At 66.6% G+C, this 17,238-nt stretch carries 13 protein-coding genes; 6 read left to right on the top strand and 7 right to left on the bottom strand.

Going from position 1 to position 17,238, the window contains the following annotated elements:
- The first annotated feature begins 190 nt into the window (after positions 1-190).
- Positions 191-1,210 (top strand): hypothetical protein, encoded by a 1,020-nt coding sequence (locus tag HB677_RS04130; protein ID WP_213814402.1) that lies wholly within the window; start codon positions 191-193, stop codon positions 1,208-1,210.
- 272 nt (positions 1,211-1,482) lie between these two features.
- Here the strand turns inward: HB677_RS04130 and HB677_RS04125 are convergent, their stop codons facing one another.
- The 5 genes from HB677_RS04125 to HB677_RS04105 are packed head-to-tail and all read right to left on the bottom strand — an operon-like array spanning position 1,483 to position 6,688.
- The gene (locus HB677_RS04125; RefSeq protein ID WP_213814401.1) at positions 1,483-2,328 is read right to left on the bottom strand and encodes a class II fructose-bisphosphate aldolase; all 846 of its coding nucleotides are present in this window, start codon (positions 2,326-2,328) and stop codon (positions 1,483-1,485) included.
- Positions 2,329-2,344: 16 nt separating this feature from the next.
- Positions 2,345-3,628: a 1-phosphofructokinase family hexose kinase gene (locus HB677_RS04120; protein WP_213814400.1), complete on the bottom strand. Its 1,284-nt coding sequence runs from the start codon at positions 3,626-3,628 to the stop codon at positions 2,345-2,347.
- The gene (locus HB677_RS04115; RefSeq protein WP_213814399.1) at positions 3,610-4,932 is read right to left on the bottom strand and encodes an N-acetylglucosamine-6-phosphate deacetylase; all 1,323 of its coding nucleotides are present in this window, start codon (positions 4,930-4,932) and stop codon (positions 3,610-3,612) included. Before HB677_RS04115 ends, HB677_RS04120 begins: the two co-directional genes overlap by 19 nt.
- Entirely contained in the window at positions 4,929-5,810 is an 882-nt protein-coding gene (locus HB677_RS04110; protein ID WP_213814398.1) for an ROK family protein, read from the bottom strand. Before HB677_RS04110 ends, HB677_RS04115 begins: the two co-directional genes overlap by 4 nt.
- Positions 5,810-6,688: an SIS domain-containing protein gene (locus HB677_RS04105; RefSeq protein WP_213814397.1), complete on the bottom strand. Its 879-nt coding sequence runs from the start codon at positions 6,686-6,688 to the stop codon at positions 5,810-5,812. The genes HB677_RS04110 and HB677_RS04105 overlap by 1 nt, the downstream gene beginning before the upstream one ends.
- 174 nt (positions 6,689-6,862) lie before the next feature.
- On the opposite strand from HB677_RS04105, the gene HB677_RS04100 reads away from it, so the two are divergent.
- The 5 genes from HB677_RS04100 to HB677_RS04080 all read left to right on the top strand — a co-directional run bounded on the left by HB677_RS04100 (position 6,863) and on the right by HB677_RS04080 (position 12,752).
- Positions 6,863-7,651, top strand: coding sequence for a DeoR/GlpR family DNA-binding transcription regulator (locus HB677_RS04100; RefSeq protein WP_213814396.1), 789 nt, complete (start codon positions 6,863-6,865; stop codon positions 7,649-7,651).
- Between the two features lie 687 nt (positions 7,652-8,338).
- Positions 8,339-9,583 (top strand): Gfo/Idh/MocA family protein, encoded by a 1,245-nt coding sequence (locus HB677_RS04095; RefSeq protein WP_213814395.1) that lies wholly within the window; start codon positions 8,339-8,341, stop codon positions 9,581-9,583.
- Positions 9,576-10,898 (top strand): sugar ABC transporter substrate-binding protein, encoded by a 1,323-nt coding sequence (locus HB677_RS04090; RefSeq protein WP_213814394.1) that lies wholly within the window; start codon positions 9,576-9,578, stop codon positions 10,896-10,898. Before HB677_RS04095 ends, HB677_RS04090 begins: the two co-directional genes overlap by 8 nt.
- Complete coding sequence (locus HB677_RS04085) at positions 10,895-11,845, top strand: carbohydrate ABC transporter permease (RefSeq protein ID WP_213814393.1); 951 nt, start codon at positions 10,895-10,897, stop codon at positions 11,843-11,845. The genes HB677_RS04090 and HB677_RS04085 overlap by 4 nt, the downstream gene beginning before the upstream one ends.
- Positions 11,838-12,752, top strand: coding sequence for a carbohydrate ABC transporter permease (locus HB677_RS04080; protein ID WP_213814392.1), 915 nt, complete (start codon positions 11,838-11,840; stop codon positions 12,750-12,752). The genes HB677_RS04085 and HB677_RS04080 overlap by 8 nt, the downstream gene beginning before the upstream one ends.
- 453 nt (positions 12,753-13,205) lie before the next feature.
- Here HB677_RS04080 and HB677_RS04075 read toward each other — a convergent pair whose 3' ends face one another.
- Both HB677_RS04075 and HB677_RS04070 read right to left on the bottom strand, forming a co-directional pair.
- On the bottom strand, positions 13,206-15,047 hold the full coding sequence (locus HB677_RS04075; protein ID WP_213814391.1) for a spherulation-specific family 4 protein: 1,842 nt from the start codon (positions 15,045-15,047) through the stop codon (positions 13,206-13,208).
- Between the two features lie 413 nt (positions 15,048-15,460).
- A complete protein-coding gene (locus HB677_RS04070) occupies positions 15,461-17,215 on the bottom strand; it encodes a biotin carboxylase N-terminal domain-containing protein (protein WP_213814390.1) in 1,755 nt (584 codons plus the stop codon).
- Positions 17,216-17,238 lie beyond the last annotated feature (23 nt).

Raw genomic sequence — 17,238 nt, 5'->3', positions numbered from 1 at the left:
GGATCATCGAGAGCCCGTCGACATTGCTCGGCGGGCTCTCGATGTGTCCATAGCCAATTCATCGGCGGCTCCGAAAGTGGGGCGCGAAGCGCTCTGGTCGTCAGACCTGTCTACCCCCTAGGCTGAGCAAAAAGTGGGTGATTCTCACTACGGCGTCGTAGGTCGAGTAGCCCCGCTACCAGGGAGAAAAATGCACAAACGAATTCTCGCGGTCGTTTCGGGCGCGGTGATTGCGCTCGGGTTGATCGCGCTTCCCGGGACTGCCGAGGCAAGCGGTGTGGCAGCCAGTGGCGCAGGTTCGCGCGCGACCACGGGCTCTGTCGCGGTGCAGTTGGTGACCCCGTGGGGTACCCCTCTCGCGCTGAAAGGCATCTACGTCGGCGTGGGGGCCACGACAGTGGTCACCGATGCTCGAGGCGTCGCCGTGTTCAGCAAGCTCCGCGCTGGAAACGTCACCGTTGTCCCTCACGCGCCGCATGGTTCGGCCTACGTGTTCCCGTCTACGAGATCGGTGAAGGTAGTCGCGGGCAAGAAGGCGTCGGTCAAGCTCACGGGCGCCGTCGGTGCCGCCATTTCGGGAACGGTGAGCGCAGACTCATCCGCTGGCCGCCTTGTTGACAACGCCGTGGTGGCGGCGATTCCGGTGGGGAAGACCCCCGGTGGTGCCGGCGTTTACGCCGAAACGGCGCGGGACGGGAAGTACACGTTGCAGGGGCTCGCCAACGGGACCTACAAGGTGCTGTTCGAGCCGCCGGCTGCTGCTCCGGCGCTGAAGAACTACATCTACAACTACTGGAAGGGTGCCGCGAATTACGCGAGTGCGCAGACCATCACGGTGCGCAGCCAGACGGCGACAACGCCGCCGATCAGCGCACGGAACTTCAACGACGTCCTCGTGGTGGGCAAGCGGCTGACGGTGAGCATGAACGCGAGCGTCTTGACCACGGTCGGTCACGACTTCACGGCGATCATCGCGGGCACCCACGGCACGAGTGACGTGGACAGCGTGTCGGTGACACCGCCCACGGACACCACCGAGTTCAGCACGAAGCTCGTTCCCGGGAAGTTCACGCTGAGCTTCGTGGGCCGAACTGCCAACTGGTGGTACACCGGGCAGGGTCTGCCGCTGAGCCGCGATGCGTCCAAGGCGGCCGTCATCACGTTCGACGCCACTGCCGATGAGTCGGTGAACATCGGGGCATTCGAGTAATCGTTTCGCACGACCCCGGACCTCAGTGCGAGGTTCGGGGTCGTTTGGCGTCTGCGGGACTGACTACTGGCGCGCTCGGCCCGCGGTTCAGCGGACGGTTCAGCACACGGTTGAGTGCGCGGACCAGCCCGTGACGGGCGCACGGACGAGCCCGTGACGGGTGCACGGACGAGCCCGTGACGGGTGCACGGACGAGCCCGTGACGGGTGCACGGACGAGCACGCGACGAGCGCACGGACAAGCCCGCGGATCGGGCGCCCCGCGCGTTCGACTCAACTGCGGAGCAGGGCCAGGATGCGGGCGGTCTCGGCGGCGATTGCCTCGCGCCCGGCGGTCACGTACGTGCGAGGGTCAACCAGATCGGGCTTCGCGTCGAGGACTTCGCGGACGGCACGGGTGAAGAGGCCGTTCAGGTGCGTGGAGATGTTGATCTTGGTCATCCCGCTGGCGACGGCGGCTCGCAGCTCTTCGTCGGAGAGTCCGGATGACCCGTGCAGCACCAGGGGGACCGGCACTGTCTCACGCAGCCGCGCGATGAGGGCGTGATCCACCGCGGCGACCCGGGTCTTCATCGCATGGGAGGTGCCGACTGCAACGGCAAGAGCGTCCACGCCGGTGGCGGCCACAAACGCTGCCGCTTCGTCGGGATCCGTGCGGGCGCCGGGAGCGTGTAGGCCATCCTTCCCGCCCACCTCTCCCAGTTCGGCTTCAACCGAGACGCCGTTGGCGTGACAGAACTCGACGATCTCCGCGGTTGCCGCGACGTTCTGCTCGTAGGGCAGCTTTGACGCGTCAAACATGACGCTGTTGACGCCGAGACGCACGCCCTCGCGGATGAGATCTGCGTCTTCGATGTGGTCGAGATGAACGATCACCTCGACGGATGCGGCCCTGGCGATTGCGAGGGATGCGACCGTGATCGGCTCGAGCCCTCCGTGGTACTTGATGCAGTTCTCGCTGATCTGCAGTACGACCGGGCTGCCGTCGCGCTCGGCGCCCGCGACGATGGCTTCCGCGTGCTCGAGGAGGACAACGTTGAAGGCTCCGACGCCGGTTCGGCTGGCGCGGGCTGACGCCAGTACGGTGGCGAGTCCGGGGCGGTCGGTCTGGGAGGTCATGCTGGTGCTCATTCCGTCAGTGGGAGGGGCGAAGTGGATGCCGCGGGGCGGGGTGGGATTCGGGCGTCGAGGGGGAGTCTGGGGCAGAGCTGGACTCGGGTGTGGCGTTGGAGCCCGGGGCAGCGTAGGAGTCGTGGGCAGAGCTGGAGTCGGGGGTCGACGAGTGGGAGTCGGGGGCCGAGTGCGAGTCGGGGCTCGAGGTGCCGGGGCTCGTCGCGATCGGGGTGGGGCGAAGGAACCGGTGGAACGCGTCGATGTCGACCTCGCCCGCCACGGGGCGAAGCACCGCCGCGGCGCCGAGCGCGGCGGCCCAGCGGAGGGCATCCTCCAGCGACAGCCCATCGAGCAGAGCGGCGGCCAGTCCGGCGGTCGCCGCATCGCCCGCACCGGTCGGGTTTCCGTGGACGCCGGAGATCGCGGGAACGGCAAACGAGTGGGTACCCGGCTCGATGGCAGTGGTCACGGCGGCGGCAGTGACGGCGGCAGTGGCGCTGAATGCGGTGGCGCGGGCTGGGACAGTGGTAGCGATAGCTGCGGCGGGAGTTGCGGTGGCGCTGGCTGGGGCGGCGGCGGTGGCGGTGGCTAGGGCAGTGGCGGCTGGGACGGCGGTGGCGACGGTGGTCGTGGCAATGAGTCCATCGACTCCCCGCGAAACGACGACGGTGCGGGCGCCGGAGTCCAACAGCTGCGTGATCGCCTCGTCGGGAGAGCCGGCGTGCGTTGCCTCGAGCAGCTCCTGCTGGTTGGGCTTGACGACGTCGGCTCCGGCTGCGGCTGCTGCCAGGAGAGCGTCGCCCGAGGCATCCACCAGTACGGGCACTCCTGCGTCTCGCGCGCGGGCGACCAGTGTCGAGACGATCGTGGTGTCCGCGGCGGGCGGGAGCGATCCGGAAATGATGAGCATGCGGGCGCCAGTGAGGAGGCGCGCTGTGTCCGCGATCAGGGCGTCCCACTCGGATGCGGCGACGATCGGACCGGCTTCGGTGAAGACCGTCGGGTGGGACGCGTCGTCCGTTACCGTGACGGTGGTGCGAGTGAGCCCGTCGATGGCAGTGATGCTGTGGGCGAGGCCGAGATCGGTGAGGGCGTCGGAGATCCAGGCGCCGGATGCCCCGCCGAGGGGCAGCACGGACATGGTCGAGTGGCCGAGCGCTTCGAGACCACGGGCGACGTTGATCCCCTTGCCGCCGGGGCGGCGGGAGATCTCGCGGACGCGGTGCGTCTCGCCCGGCGTCTGGTCATCGACGCGGTAGGTGACGTCGATCGCGGGGTTGGGGGTGACTATGACGACGTCAGCCATGCGCCTCTCCTCATGACTCGGGCCACGTCGGTGCCGTGGAGGTGGACGAGGTCGGCGGGGGATCCGACGGTGAGATCGGCGGGGTCGAGGCCGAGCGCTCGTGCGGGGGTAGCGCTGGACGCCGCGATTGCGGCGGTGAGGTCGGTCGATCCTGGGGACGGGGGACCGGCCGAGGGAGCGGCCGGGGGAGCGGCAGGGGCGGGGCGCGCGCCGCCGGCCGCCAGCAACCCGCGGAAGCCGTCGGCCAGGGTCGCGGTGCTTCCCGCGAGCGACGAGCCGTCGGCCAGCCAGGCGACACCGCCGGTGACGCGCACCGCGGAGCCCGCGATGTCGTAGTCGCCGTCGCCGAGGCCGGTGGCCGACATCGCGTCCGACACCAGCGCGAGGCGACCTGGTGCGGTGCGGCGGACGATCTCGGCGGTCTCGGTGCTGACGTGATGTCCATCGAGAATGAGCTCGACGGTCACCCGATCGTCCACGAGGGCGACGCCAGCCAGGCCGGGTTCGCGGTGGTGGAGCGGTTTCATCCCGTTGAAGAGGTGGGTCACCACGGTGGCGCCCCACCCGATCGCGGAACGGGTGGTCGTGGCATCCGCGTCCGAATGTCCAAGGGCGACCGTGACGCCGTTCGCGACGAGCCAGCGAATGACGGGTTCGGCCCCGGGCAGTTCTGGCGCGATAGTGAGCATGCGCACGGTGCCGCCACCGATGGCGATCAGGCGTTTAACCTCGGCGAGGTCGGGCGTGCGCAACAGTGCGGGATTGTGGGCGCCGCGGCGGGCCGGGGACAAGTACGGACCCTCGAGGTGGATGCCGGCGAGCGTGCCGTCCTCAACGAGGGGTCGGAGCGTGGCGATGGCGCGGTGAAGCGTCTCGAGCGGCGCGGTCGCGACGGACGCCACAATCCGGGTCGTGCCGCGGGCGGCGTGAAAGTCAATGATGCGGTGGATGTCCCGCGTCGCTGCGGTTCCGAAGTCCGCGCCCAGCGCGCCGTGCGAGTGAATGTCCACGAACCCTGGCACGACGGTCGCGGGGACGTGTTCGTCGGGGTCGCGCGGTGGCCGTCCCTCGCCGCGGGCAGCGATGCGGCCGGACCGGATCTCGATCCACGCGGGTGCCCAGTCGATGTCGGCGGTGACGAGCCGGTCGACGGTGAGGAGGGTGTGTGTGCGGGTGTCGGTGTGAGTGTGGGTGTCGGTATCGGTATCGGTATCGGTATCGGTGTGAGCGTGGGTGTCGGAGTGAGCAGTCTCGGGGGTCGGCGCAAGTGACGGAGTAGCCGACGTGGCGGGCAGGTCGGTCACGGGCGGGATCCGAGCATCCGCTGGGCGAGATACACCGCGCCGATGACGCCGGCCGCTTCGCCGTGGGTGGCAGCGACCAGGCGTGGACGGCGGGCCAGACCGAGGCGGGCGACCAGAGCTTTCTCCAGGGGGTCGAACAGCAGCGCGCCGGATTCGGCCAGGCCTCCGCCGATCACGATGGTGGTCGGCGCGATGGTGGAACAGATTCCGGCGAGGGAGTCCGCCAGGACGTTGATGGTGTCCTGCCACGCAGTGGTGGCACGGACGTCGCCGTCGCGAACCAACGTTGCGGCCTCAAGGGCCGACGCAACACCCGCACGGCGGGCGACGCCACTTGCGGAGGCGATCTCTTCGACGCGGTGTCCGGCGAACGGGCCTTCCGCGATGACGATCTGGCCGATCTCGCCTGCCCATCCGCCCGAAACGAGCGGTTCGCCGTCGACGATGAACGCCGCGGCCAGGCCGGTACCGACGGGGATGAAAGCGACGGTCCCGTCGATGCCGGATGCGGCGCCGGAGACGCTCTCGGCGAGGGCGCCCGCTCGGACATCCTGTCCGAACGCGACGGGGATGCCGAAGGCAGCCCGTGCCAGGGCGGCGATGGGAAGCTCGACCCAGCCGAGGTTGACGGCGGCGATGACGACGCCGAGGTCCTCGTCCACGATTCCCGGAACCACGAGACCGACGGCTCCCACGGCGGCGATTGCCGACGCGTCTTCGATCAGCCCCGCGATGGTGGCGATGGTGGCAAAGCCGCTGGGGTCATCGCGCGGCGTTGGCTCGCGCCATCCACCCAGCACTTCGCCATCGACGCCGACGAGACGAGCCTTGATGCTCGTCCCGCCGACGTCAACGCCGAGGACCGTGGACAGTGTCACTAGGCCAGAATGACGGAACGCGTGAGCGAACGGGGGTGGTCCGGGTCAAGACCGCGCTGCAGGGCGAGCGCGACCGCGAAACGCTGGGCGACGACGAGGCCGGCCTGCGGGTCGAGGTCGTGCTGCACGAACGTGGCGCCGGTGAGGGCGACCTCGTCGGAGAGGCCCTCGGGGGCGGCGCCGAGCGACCAGACAAGTCGCCCGGGCTGGGCAACCGCGATCGGTCCGTGGCGGTAGTCCATGGCGGGGTACGACTCGGCCCAGAACTGGGCGGCTTCCCGGGTCTTGAGGGCGGCCTCGAAGGTGAGGCCGATGGCGAACCCGCGGCCAACGAAGCTGACCTGGTCTGCACCGGTGAGGTCATCGATGGAGATCTCGAGGGCGCGCTCGCCGTCCTGCGCGAGTGCTTCGATGTCGTGGCCGATATTGGCGCGCAGCAGCGTCAGTGCGGTCGTGGCGAAGCGCGTCTGCACAACAGAACGCTCATCCGCGAACGGAAGGGCGACCACATATGTCGCCTCGGGAGCCGCGGGGGAGTCGGCGACCGCCGTGATGAGAACGGTCGGCGTGCTCTTGAGCTGCTGCAGGAGGGTGATGATCTCGGTCGTGGTGCCCGAACGGGAGATCGCAACGACGCGGTCGTACTCGCGGTCGGCGGGGTACTCGGAGCCGGCGAAGGCGTCGGTCACGCCGTGTCCGGCCTGCTCGCGGAGGACCGCGTAGCTCATCGCGATGAACCAGCTGGTTCCGCAGCCGACGACCGCGACGCGCTCGCCCTTCTGGGGCAGCATGGCAGCGAAGGTCGGTGCCAGTGCGGCGGCTTCACGCCAGGTGGAGGGTTGTGACGCCAACTCGGCGGCAACAAAAGTGTCAGTCATGGGGCCCTTTCGGTTTCCGTCGCACGAGCAACGATTACATCGCTGAAGTATAGGCGAGCAGTTATGACTGATGCTAGCCCAAAACGTCAAACTCGCTCATTCATTGCGCGCATCGTGCCCTCTAGGATGGGCATAATCCTGCACCACACCATAGAAAAGCGAGTCACATCCGCCATGACGCAGCAACAGCGATTGAACGCACTGCTCGAATTGATCAGTGAGCGCGGCAATGTGAGCATCGCGGAGATCAGTGACTCGCTGGACATTTCCGCCGCGACGGCCAGGCGGGATCTGACGACGCTCGCCGAGCAGCGCCTCGTGACACGGACCCACGGTGGAGCCGCCGCACTCGGCACCGGATACGAACTTCCCCTCCAGTACAAGATCGCCCGCCAGGCGGAGGCCAAGGTCGCCATCGCCCGCGCTGCTGCCGAGCTCGTCGCGGTCGGTGACTCCGTTGGGCTGAACGGGGGCACCACGACCAGTGAGGTGGCCCGCGCGCTCGGTCGCACCGACCGTCTCGCCCGCACGGATGGAGACTTCGGCGTAACCATCGTGACGAACGCGCTCAACATCGCCTACGAGCTCTCCGTCCGTTCGCACGTGAAGATCGTCGTCACTGGCGGAATCGCCCGGCGCCAGTCTTACGAGCTGGTCGGGTCCCTGGTCTCCAACACCCTGTCGGAACTGGCTCTCGACATCGCCATCCTCGGAGTCGACGGCCTCAGCAGCCAGTTCGGGGCCACCACCCTGCACGAGGGGGAGGCCGATGTCAGCCAGCAATTCGGCAAGGTCGCCAAGAAAGTGGTCGTCGTTGCCGACTCGACCAAGATGGGCAAGACCACCTTCGCGCGCATCTGCCGACTGGACCAGATCGATATTTTGGTGACGGATGCCCCGGTGCCGGCGCCCCTCGATGAAGCACTCGCCGCGGCCGGCGTCCGGGTCATCGTCGCGAAATAGCCTGCGGGAACGCCCTCGCTTCGCCGGGTGATGGCAGAGCGCGTGGCGGCAGGGTTGCTGCTGCTGGGGCCAGATGGCGGCCGGCCCGCTGTTGGTGGGGCCGCGTGGCGGCAGGGTTGCTGCTGGTAGGGCTGGGTGGCGGCAAGGATGCTGCTGGTAGGGCTGGGTGGCGGCAAGGTCGCTGCTGGTAGGGCTGCGTGGCGGCAAGATCGCTGCTGGTGAGGCTGAGTGGCAGGAAGGCCGCTACTGGCAAGGCCGGGTGGCGGCAAGTCCAGATGAGGGCCAGGCCGACCGGAACGCTCTTCGCGTGGACAGCTGATGGGCCGACCGGAAACGGAGCTCGTGGGTCATCCCGGCGTGATCAGGTGTGTGGAGCGTGTGGCCGGCGCGGGGCAGTCGGGTAAGTGGAGAGCATGGCTGGTGCGGGTCAGGTCGAGCGTACGGCCGCAGCGGGGCGGTTGGCGGCAGGGCAAAACAGATGACGGCTCCGGAGGATGGTGGGGACGGACGAGCTGGACGGGCCGGGTGCTGAACTGGGGTTTTCCGGCGGCCATGTTACGTCCGTGTAAAAGATCGCTCATTTGGTTGCTCTCACTTTCGCTCACGAGCGGCTAGCCCCTATTGTCAATTCATGATCGATTTGGCACTATATAAGTCAAGTTCACGCAAGGAAGCGTTGGAGAGTTGATGACCATTCAGACTGGGCAGCCCACGGAACGCGATGCGTTGCGGGTAGCTGTCATTGGGACGGGCCAGCGGGCGGCGATTGCGCTGCACGTGGGTTCCGCGAGCGTCGGCGCATCCGTGGTGGCTGCCGCCGACGTTTCCGCGGAAGGCCGTCTGCGGGCTGAAGCACTGTTCGGTGAATCGATCACGTTCTTCACCTCCCACACCGACCTGATCGCCGCCGGCGGCATCGACGCCGCGATCGTGTCCACTCCCGACTGGACTCACGCCGAGATCGCCATCGATCTTCTTCGCGCAGGGATTGCCGTATATCTCGAGAAGCCGCTGGCGACCAGCATCGAAGACGCCGATGCCGTCCTGACCGTGGCTTACGAGACGAAGACCCCCCTCTACGTCGGGCATAACTTCCGTCACGCCGCGGTGGTGCGCCTCATGAGCGAGATCATCGAACGCGGCGAGATCGGCGAGGTCAAGGCCGTCTGGTGCCGCCACTTCGTGGGGAACGGTGGCGACTACTACTTCAAGGACTGGCACGCCGACCGTCGCAAGGTGAATTCACTGTTGCTGCAAAAGGCGAGCCACGATATCGACGTCATCCACATGCTGTCCGGCGGGTACACCCGCCGGGTCGTTGGCATGGGTGACCTCATGGTTTATGGCGACAACGATGACCGCCGGGACCGCTCGGGCGAGACGATGGCCGACTGGTTCTCGCTGGACAACTGGCCGCCCGAGTCGCAGACCGGGCTGAACCCCGTCGTCGATGTGGAAGACGTGTCGATGATGATGATGACGCTCGACAACGGCGTCATGGCCAGCTACGAACAGTGCCACTTCACTCCGGACTACTGGCGCAACTACACGGTCATCGGAACGCATGGCCGCCTCGAGAACTTTGGCGACACCGCCGGTGGCGTGGTGAAGGTGTGGAACACCCGACGCGAATGGCAAGCGGCCGGCGACGCCGAGTACCCGATCGATGGTGTGACCAGCGGCCACGTGGACGCGGACATCACCACGATGCACGAATTCCTCAACCATGTCGCCCTGGGGACGCCGACACAGCTGTCGCCCCTCTCCGCCAGGGAATCGGTCGCAGCCGCCGTGCTCGCGACCGCCTCGCTTCGATCGGGCTCCGTCCCCTTCGATGTTCCAACGCTCCACCCGTCAATCACGCAGTACTTCGCTTCTTCCACAGACGCTGCCGACCGGCTGCGCACCTTGAAAGGACACAGCAATGCTTAACTCTTCCTCCGGCAGCGGCGCCTTCCGGCGTCGAGGCCTGCTCGGACTCGTTGGGGCGATTGGCCTCGCGGCACTCGTCGCGGGTTGCAGCACGTCACCGTCGGCCGACACCGCCAGCGCTGGGTACACGGCTCCGGCCAAGGACCTGTCCGCCGAGATCACCTACGGGCTCTGGGACCAGACCCAGGTTGCGGCCATCGACGCGAACATCAAGGAATTCAACAAGGTCTACCCGGACATCAAGGTGAACGTCAACGTCACCCCGTGGGACAGCTACTGGCCGAAACTCCAGACACAGGCATCCAGCAACACCCTTCCCGACCTGTTCTGGATGAACGGTCCGAACTTCCAGACCTATGGCGGCGCGGGCAAGATCGAGCCCATCACCTCCGAGGTATCGGCTGGCGCCATTGACCCGGCGAACTACCCGCAGGCGCTTGATGACCTGTACACGATCGACGGTACCCAGTACGGAGTCCCCAAGGACTTCGACACCATCGGCCTCTGGTACAACAAGGCGATCTTCGAGAAGGCTGGCGTTGACCTGCCGACCGCGTCGTGGACGTGGGATGACTTCGACTCCGCGGCATCCGCTATCTCAAAGGCCCTGAAGAAGGACGGCATCTACGGTGCCGGCGGCGGAATGGATGGCCAGACCACCTACTACGACACGATCTTCCAGGCCGGCGGTTCGGTGATTTCGGGCGACGGCAAGACGTCGGGTTACGACAGCGCCGCCTCGCAGAAGGGCATCTCGTTCTGGACCGACCTCATCGCCAGCGGCGGTTCACCCACGATCCAGCAGCTGACCGACACTCCCGCCATTCAGTGGTTCACCTCCGGCAAGCTCGGCATGCTGTGGTCGGGTAGCTGGTCGCGGACCGCCGTGGCCGAGTCATCCATCGCCAAGGACGCCAACGTCGCACCTCTCCCCACCGGAGAAAAGCAGGCAACGGTCATCCACGGTGTTTCGAACGTCGTGGCCGCCAGCAGCAAGAACAAGGCCGCTGCCCAGGCGCTGCAGGTCTTCCTCGCCAGCAAGGAAGCACAGCAGCAGCAGGGCGACATGGGCGCGGTCATCCCCGCGTTCAACGGAACCCAGCAGACGTTCGTCGACTCGCAGCCCGGTGTAGACCTGCAGGTCTTCATCGACGCGACGAAGTACGCTCAGCCGTACCCCGTATCGAAGAACACCGCAGCATGGGCTGCGCTGGAAACCACGATTCTGCCCGACGCCTTCTCCGGTGCAACTCCGGTCGCTGATGCGACGAAGGACCTGGCAGACCAGATGAATGGGCTACTGGCTAAAGAATGACAAACAGCACCACCCGCACTCGTCTCGTCCCGCCGAACGCAGCAGCACCGCGCGTTCGGCGGGGCGGGGCGGCTGCCCGCCGGGACGGGTTCTGGCCTTGGTTATTTGTACTGCCTCTGCTGAGTGGCATCGGAGTGTTCTACCTCTGGCCCATCGCGCAGACCGCGTACTTCTCCTTCACCGAATGGGGAGTGTTCGGTGGGGCGACCTGGACCGGTATCGCCAACTACACCCGGCTGTTCGCCGACCCCCAGCTCTACTCGGCGCTCGGTAACACCCTCCTCTATACGGCCATCGTGCTGCTGGGGATCCCGATCGCGGTCTACATCGCCAGCCTCCTGAACATGCCGGGGCTGCGGTTCGCCTCCTTCTACCGGGTTCTGTTCTTCCTGCCGTACGTCGCGATGCCGACCGCGGTCGCGATGGTCTGGCGCATCATCTTCAACGGTGACTTCGGCATCCTCAACTACGTGCTCTCGTTCGTCGGCATCGACGGACCGTACTGGACCAGCACACCCGGCTTCGCAATGTTCGCCGTTGCCATCGTCGGGCTGTGGTCGTCGTTCGGATTCTCGATGATCATCCTCGGCGCCGGGCTCAAGAACATTCCGCCGGAACTGTACGAAGCGGCCGAGCTCGATGGGGCGACCCCGTGGCGACGCTTCCGTTCGGTGACGGTGCCTCTGCTTACCCCGAGCATTTTCTTCGTGATGATCATCACGATCATCTCGAGCTTCCAGCTTTTCGACCTGCTCTACGCCCTGCTCGGCAGCACCAACCCGATCCTGCCCAAGAGCATGTCGCTGGTCTACTTCTTCTACAGCCAGGGCTTCGTCAGTAACGACAAGGGCTACGCCGCCGCCATCGCCATGGTGATCTTCGTGATCATCGGCATCGTGACGCTCCTGCAGTTCCGCCTCCAGAAGCGATGGGTAAACAATGACTGACACCATCACCGCGCCACGGGGCACGACGACCCGCGCGACAGATTCCCGCGTCACCGCCCGCACCACGACGGTAAAGAAGCGCAAGAGCCCCCGCCGCGGCGGATCACACACCATCGCCCACATCGTGCTCGGTGTCGGCGGTCTGCTCATGGCGTTCCCCTTTATCTGGCAGATCCTGATGTCGCTGTCCACCAATGCGGAGGTGCAGAGCGTCGTCCCGACGTTCTGGCCGGCCGAGCTGCAGTGGCAGAACTTCGCCGAGGTATTCAACCGCATGCCGTTCCTGGCTCAGTTGAAGACATCCGTTCTCATCACGGTCATCCGTGGCGCAGCCCAGATCGTGCTCTGCACCATGGCGGGCTACGCGTTCGCGCGCATGCGCTTCCGGGGACGCGCCTTCCTGCTGGCGATCACGCTGTCGATCCTCATGGTTCCGTCGCAGGTCTACCTAATCTCGCAGTACCAGGTCGTGCAGGGTTTCGGCTGGCTCAACACCCTCGCCGGAATCGTCGCGCCCGGTCTGTTCTCGGCGTTCGGCACGTTCCTCATGCGCACCGCCTTCCTCAACATGCCGCAGGAGCTCGAGGAGGCCGCTCGCATCGACGGCGCGAACCCCTGGCAGATCTTCTGGAAGATCATGCTGCCGCTCGCCCGTCCGAGCATCAACGTGCTCGCGATCACCACGGTGCTCTGGTCGTGGAACGAACTGCTCTGGCCGCTGGTCGTCTCCACCTACTCCGACACGATGCCGCTGTCGGCGGGGCTCGCGACCCTCGTCGGCGACAAGACCACGGACTACCCGGTCGTGATGGCGGCGAGCCTGATGGCCATGGCGCCCGTGTTGATTCTCTTCATTGTGTTGCAGCGCAAGGTGATCGACGGGCTGGCGTCTTCGGGCCTCAAGTAGCGAGACCCGTTCCGTCTGGAACATGCGGGCAGTGGATGACCCGGGCACACCGATAAGTCGGCGGCCCGGGTCATCCGTCGTCCGCCCCATGGTGTTTACGGGGCTTGGTGATCCATCGACGCTGACGCGGTCTGCACGCTGACGTGCGCCGGTGGATGTGCCCGTATCCTGTGTTGTCGGCGGCCCGAGGTGTCGGCCGCCGAGGTGCCGGGTGCCCGAGTTGCCAGGTGCCCGGGGTGCCGGGTGCCCGAGTTGCCAGGTGCCGAGGTGTCGGCGGCCGAGGGTTCGGTGGCCCCAGCGGTCGGTGGCCCACGCCGTCCCGGCGCCGCCCGCGCGCCCCCGCACGCTAGCCGTCGAGCCGCGGCTGTCCCACGACCCCCCCAGCACGCAGAAGCGCCGGACGAGATCGCGTCCGGCGCTTCCACGTGCGTTGGTGCGGGTTACCCGCGGGTACTACAGCTTGGCCGCCGTGATGATGGCGGTGGACGCCTCCACCGAGCTGCCCGATCCGTTGAAGATCACCTGCAGGCTGGTGGCCGAGCCGAGCGTGGACGACGGCACCTCCCACTGGTAGAGCCCACCGGTCGAGGAGACGAGTGGCCCCGTGGTCAGGGTGATCGGTGTCCAGTCCCAGCCGGTGGTGCCGGCGACGTGGGAGAAGTAGGAGCCGCCCTGGATGAGGAAGTCCGCACCGATCCCACCGAACGCATAGCCGGTGGCAGCGTTGGCGTCCGCGTCGATGAACACGTTCTGGAAGTTGTACGTGAGGTTGAACTGCGCCTGGAAATGCGCGGTCGTCGCACCGAACGTGACCGCGGGGCTCGCGATCGGCGTCGGTGACGGGGTGGTGAGGCTCACGGTGTTGGATGACGCGGAGGCGGAGTTTGACGTCACGCGCGCCTTGACGGAGAACGTGTACGCCGTGCCGGGGGCGAGGTACCCGATGTGCGCCGTGTGCACGGTACCCGCCAGCGTGAGGCGTCGGACCCCGTTGATGTACACGTCATACGCGGCGATGGTGTCGTTGGTCGAGGTCGATGTCGTCCAGCTGAGCTGCACACCGTTCGCAGTGAGGTTGCTGCTCGTCACTGTCGGTGTCGTGGGGACTGCTCCCCAGGTGGAATCCGTGGTGACAGTGCGCACAGGGCTTGCCGCCGACGTGATGCCATTGAGTGAGCGCGCCTTGATCGTGAAGCTGTAGCTCGTCGACGGGGCGAGGCCCGGCACGGTGAACTCCGTGACGGCCGGGTAGTAGTTCGCCACCGACCCGATCTTCACGCTGGTCGTTCCGACCGTGCGGTACACGTCATAGCCCACGACCGACGTCGAGGACGAACTCGTCCACGACAGATCGACACCCGTCGAGTACACGTCCGCCGCGGTGGGCGCTGCCGGGGTAGCCGGCACCGTCGTACCGGTGGCGGTCGTGGCTGCGAGCTCGTTCGTCCAGTAGCTGCCGGTCGGCGCCGTGTCGTACGGGTTCGCTCCGGTGTCCGGGGTGGCATACACGTAACCCGCGTTGTTGGTCTTCGAGCGGTTCATCACGGTGGTGAGGTTCGCGGCGGTCACGTCGTAGACGATCTCCCAGAACTTGTTGGGGTCACCGTCGAGCTGCCACTGCTTGGGTGCAAGGTCAGCGGAGGGGTTCAGGTAGTTCGTCGAGTTGCCCTCGTACGTCACGATGATGTCGGCGGTGTCCTCGTAGCACTGTGGAACAGAGATGCCGGGGTTCACGACCGTCAGCGCGCCGACGTGGTTGCTGTGGATGTAGTCGTTGAGCTCGCTGTAGAGATCCGCGTACGTGTTGGTCGTGCCCGGTCCGCAGGTGTTCATGCCGTCGTCGATGAAGATTCCGTCGATGGATGTTCCGTAGAAGTCGTACCAACGATTGACGTCCAGTTGCGCCTGCACGGTCCACGAACCCGCGTCGCTGTCGCCCAGCACCGTCTTGCGGGCCGGAGTCGACGCCCCGAAGTAGCCGCTGTCCACGTACCCGAGCACCTTGATGCCGTGGGAGTGGGCCAGATCGATCTTGGCCTTCCAGTCTGCGTTGACCGCGGTGTCGGGCCCGTTGGCCACGTTCACCACGATGAATCCGAGCTGCGCTGCCGCCGGAGTCAGGCTCGCCCACGAGGCGGTATCCGACGTCGGGATGTACGCCGGAACGGCGACGTGCTGCGCAAGGTTGGGCACTGCTGCCATCGCCGGTGCCGCGGTGAACGTCACTGCCGCGGCACACAGGGCCACGACGGTGGCGAGAGCCACGGATGGTCGAACGGTCGATTTCATTCTCATGGAACTTCCCCTCAGATGAACGAACGGCCGCGCAGATGCGCGCCGGTATACCGCCGATCGCTGCGTTGTCGGGCTCAACCAGAGACTGGAACGAGTAATGCTCCACAAGGTAGCGTGACTGATAATGCTTAAACAAGCTTTAAATCGAAGATAATCAATCAAATAAGCGGATGACCCGGGGCGCCGTTTCGCCAGCATCGAGCAGCCTGCACCCACCCACGCGCGTCGCGCCCGCGCCCCCCCCGGACGTCACGGGTAATAACGACGCTCGCGCACGGGTGGGCTCGGTTCGTGGGCAGGCGCTAACTCCGTGTGGATGGACGGACATTGCGTCCCGCGCTAGTGCCCCAGCCGTCGCGTCCGCGCGTTCGTACCCCAGCCGTCGCGGCCGGGCTCTCCCGGATCGGGTCTGGCTAGTCGACGATGTTGAGGAGCAGGTGACCCGAAGACACCGTCGCGCCGACCGAGACGTTCATGCCGCCGATGGTGCCGTCCTTGTGGGCGGTGATGGGCTGCTCCATCTTCATGGCCTCGAGCACCAGAATCAGGTCGCCCTTCACAACGCGATCGCCATCGGCGACCGCGAGCTTGACGATCGTCGCCTGCATGGGCGCCTTGACGGAGTCGCCGGTGACAGTGCTGACGGCACCGCCCGCATGACGCTTGGGCGCTGCCGAGCGGGCAACGGCCCCGGACGATGCCGGAAGCAGCGTGGTGGGAAGGGAAACGGCAACGCGCTTGCCATCCACCTCGACGACGACGCTGTGGCGCGTGGCGGTCGGTGCGGCGTCCTCCAGAGATCCGCTCCACGGCTCGATGTCGTTGACGAAGTCGGTCTCGATCCAGCGGGTGTAGATGCTGAACGGTTCGCTCGTGAAGGCGGGATCGCGAACGATCTTGCGGTGGAAGGGAAGAACGGTGGGAAGGCCGGTCACCTCGAACTCGTCGAGCGCGCGGCGGGCACGCGCGAGGGCGTCCTCGCGGCTCGATCCGGTCACGATGAGCTTCGCCAGCAGGGAGTCGAACGCTCCGCTGATGACATCTCCGGTGGTGACGCCGCTGTCGACGCGCACGCCGGGTCCTCCGGGCAGGCGCAGCGAGCGCACCGGGCCGGGGGAGGGCATAAAGTTCAGTCCGGCGTCCTCGCCGTTGATGCGGAACTCGAACGAGTGTCCGCGGGGCTTCGGGTCCTCGTAGTCAAGAACGCCGCCTTCGGCGATGCGGAACTGCTCGCGGACGAGGTCGATGCCCGTGACCTCTTCGGACACGGGGTGCTCCACCTGCAGGCGGGTGTTGACCTCGAGGAAGGAGATGGTGCCGTCCTTCGCGACGAGGAACTCGCAGGTGCCGGCGCCGACGTAGCCGACCTCGCGCAGGATCGCCTTCGACGACGAGTAGAGCTGCTCGTTCTGCTCGTCCGTGAGGAAGGGAGCGGGCGCTTCTTCCACCAGCTTCTGGTGGCGGCGCTGCAGCGAGCAGTCGCGGGTGGAGATAACGACGACGTTGCCGTGCTCGTCCGCGAGGCACTGGGTCTCGACGTGGCGCGGTTCGTCGAGGTACTTCTCGACGAAGCACTCGCCACGGCCGAAGGCCGCGATGGCCTCACGCGTGGCGGACTCGAACAGCTCGGGGATCTCTTCACGGGTACGCGCGACCTTGAGGCCGCGTCCCCCGCCACCGAAGGCGGCCTTGATGGCGACGGGCAGACCGTGGATGTCGACAAAGTCCAGGACTTCGGATGCCCCGGAGACCGGGTTCAGCGTGCCGGGAGCCAGGGGCGCCCCGACCTTTTCGGCGATGTGTCGCGCGGAGACCTTATCGCCGAGCTTCTCGATCGCATCCGGCGACGGACCGATCCAGATGATGCCCGCGTCGATGACGGCGCGTGCAAAGGAGGCGTTCTCGGCGAGGAAGCCGTAGCCGGGGTGGATGGCGTTGGCGCCGGAGCGGCGGGCCACCGAGAGGATCTTCTCGATCACGAGGTAGGTGTCGGCGCTGGTCGAGCCCTCGAGGGCGTAGGCCTCATCGGCGAGCTTGACGTGGCGGGCGTCGCGATCCTGGTCGGCGTAGACGGCGACGGAAGCGATTCCGGCGTCCCGGGCAGCCCGGATCACCCGTACCGCAATCTCTCCGCGATTGGCGATCAGAACCTTCGAGATGCGAGCCATAGTCCCCTAGCTTATGGTGCCTC

Source organism: Glaciihabitans sp. dw_435 (genome assembly GCF_018449675.1).
Taxonomy (GTDB): Bacteria; Actinomycetota; Actinomycetes; order Actinomycetales; family Microbacteriaceae; genus Glaciihabitans.
The sequence above is the reverse complement of the archived record's forward strand: the minus strand, read 5'-3'. Positions and strand labels throughout refer to the sequence as shown.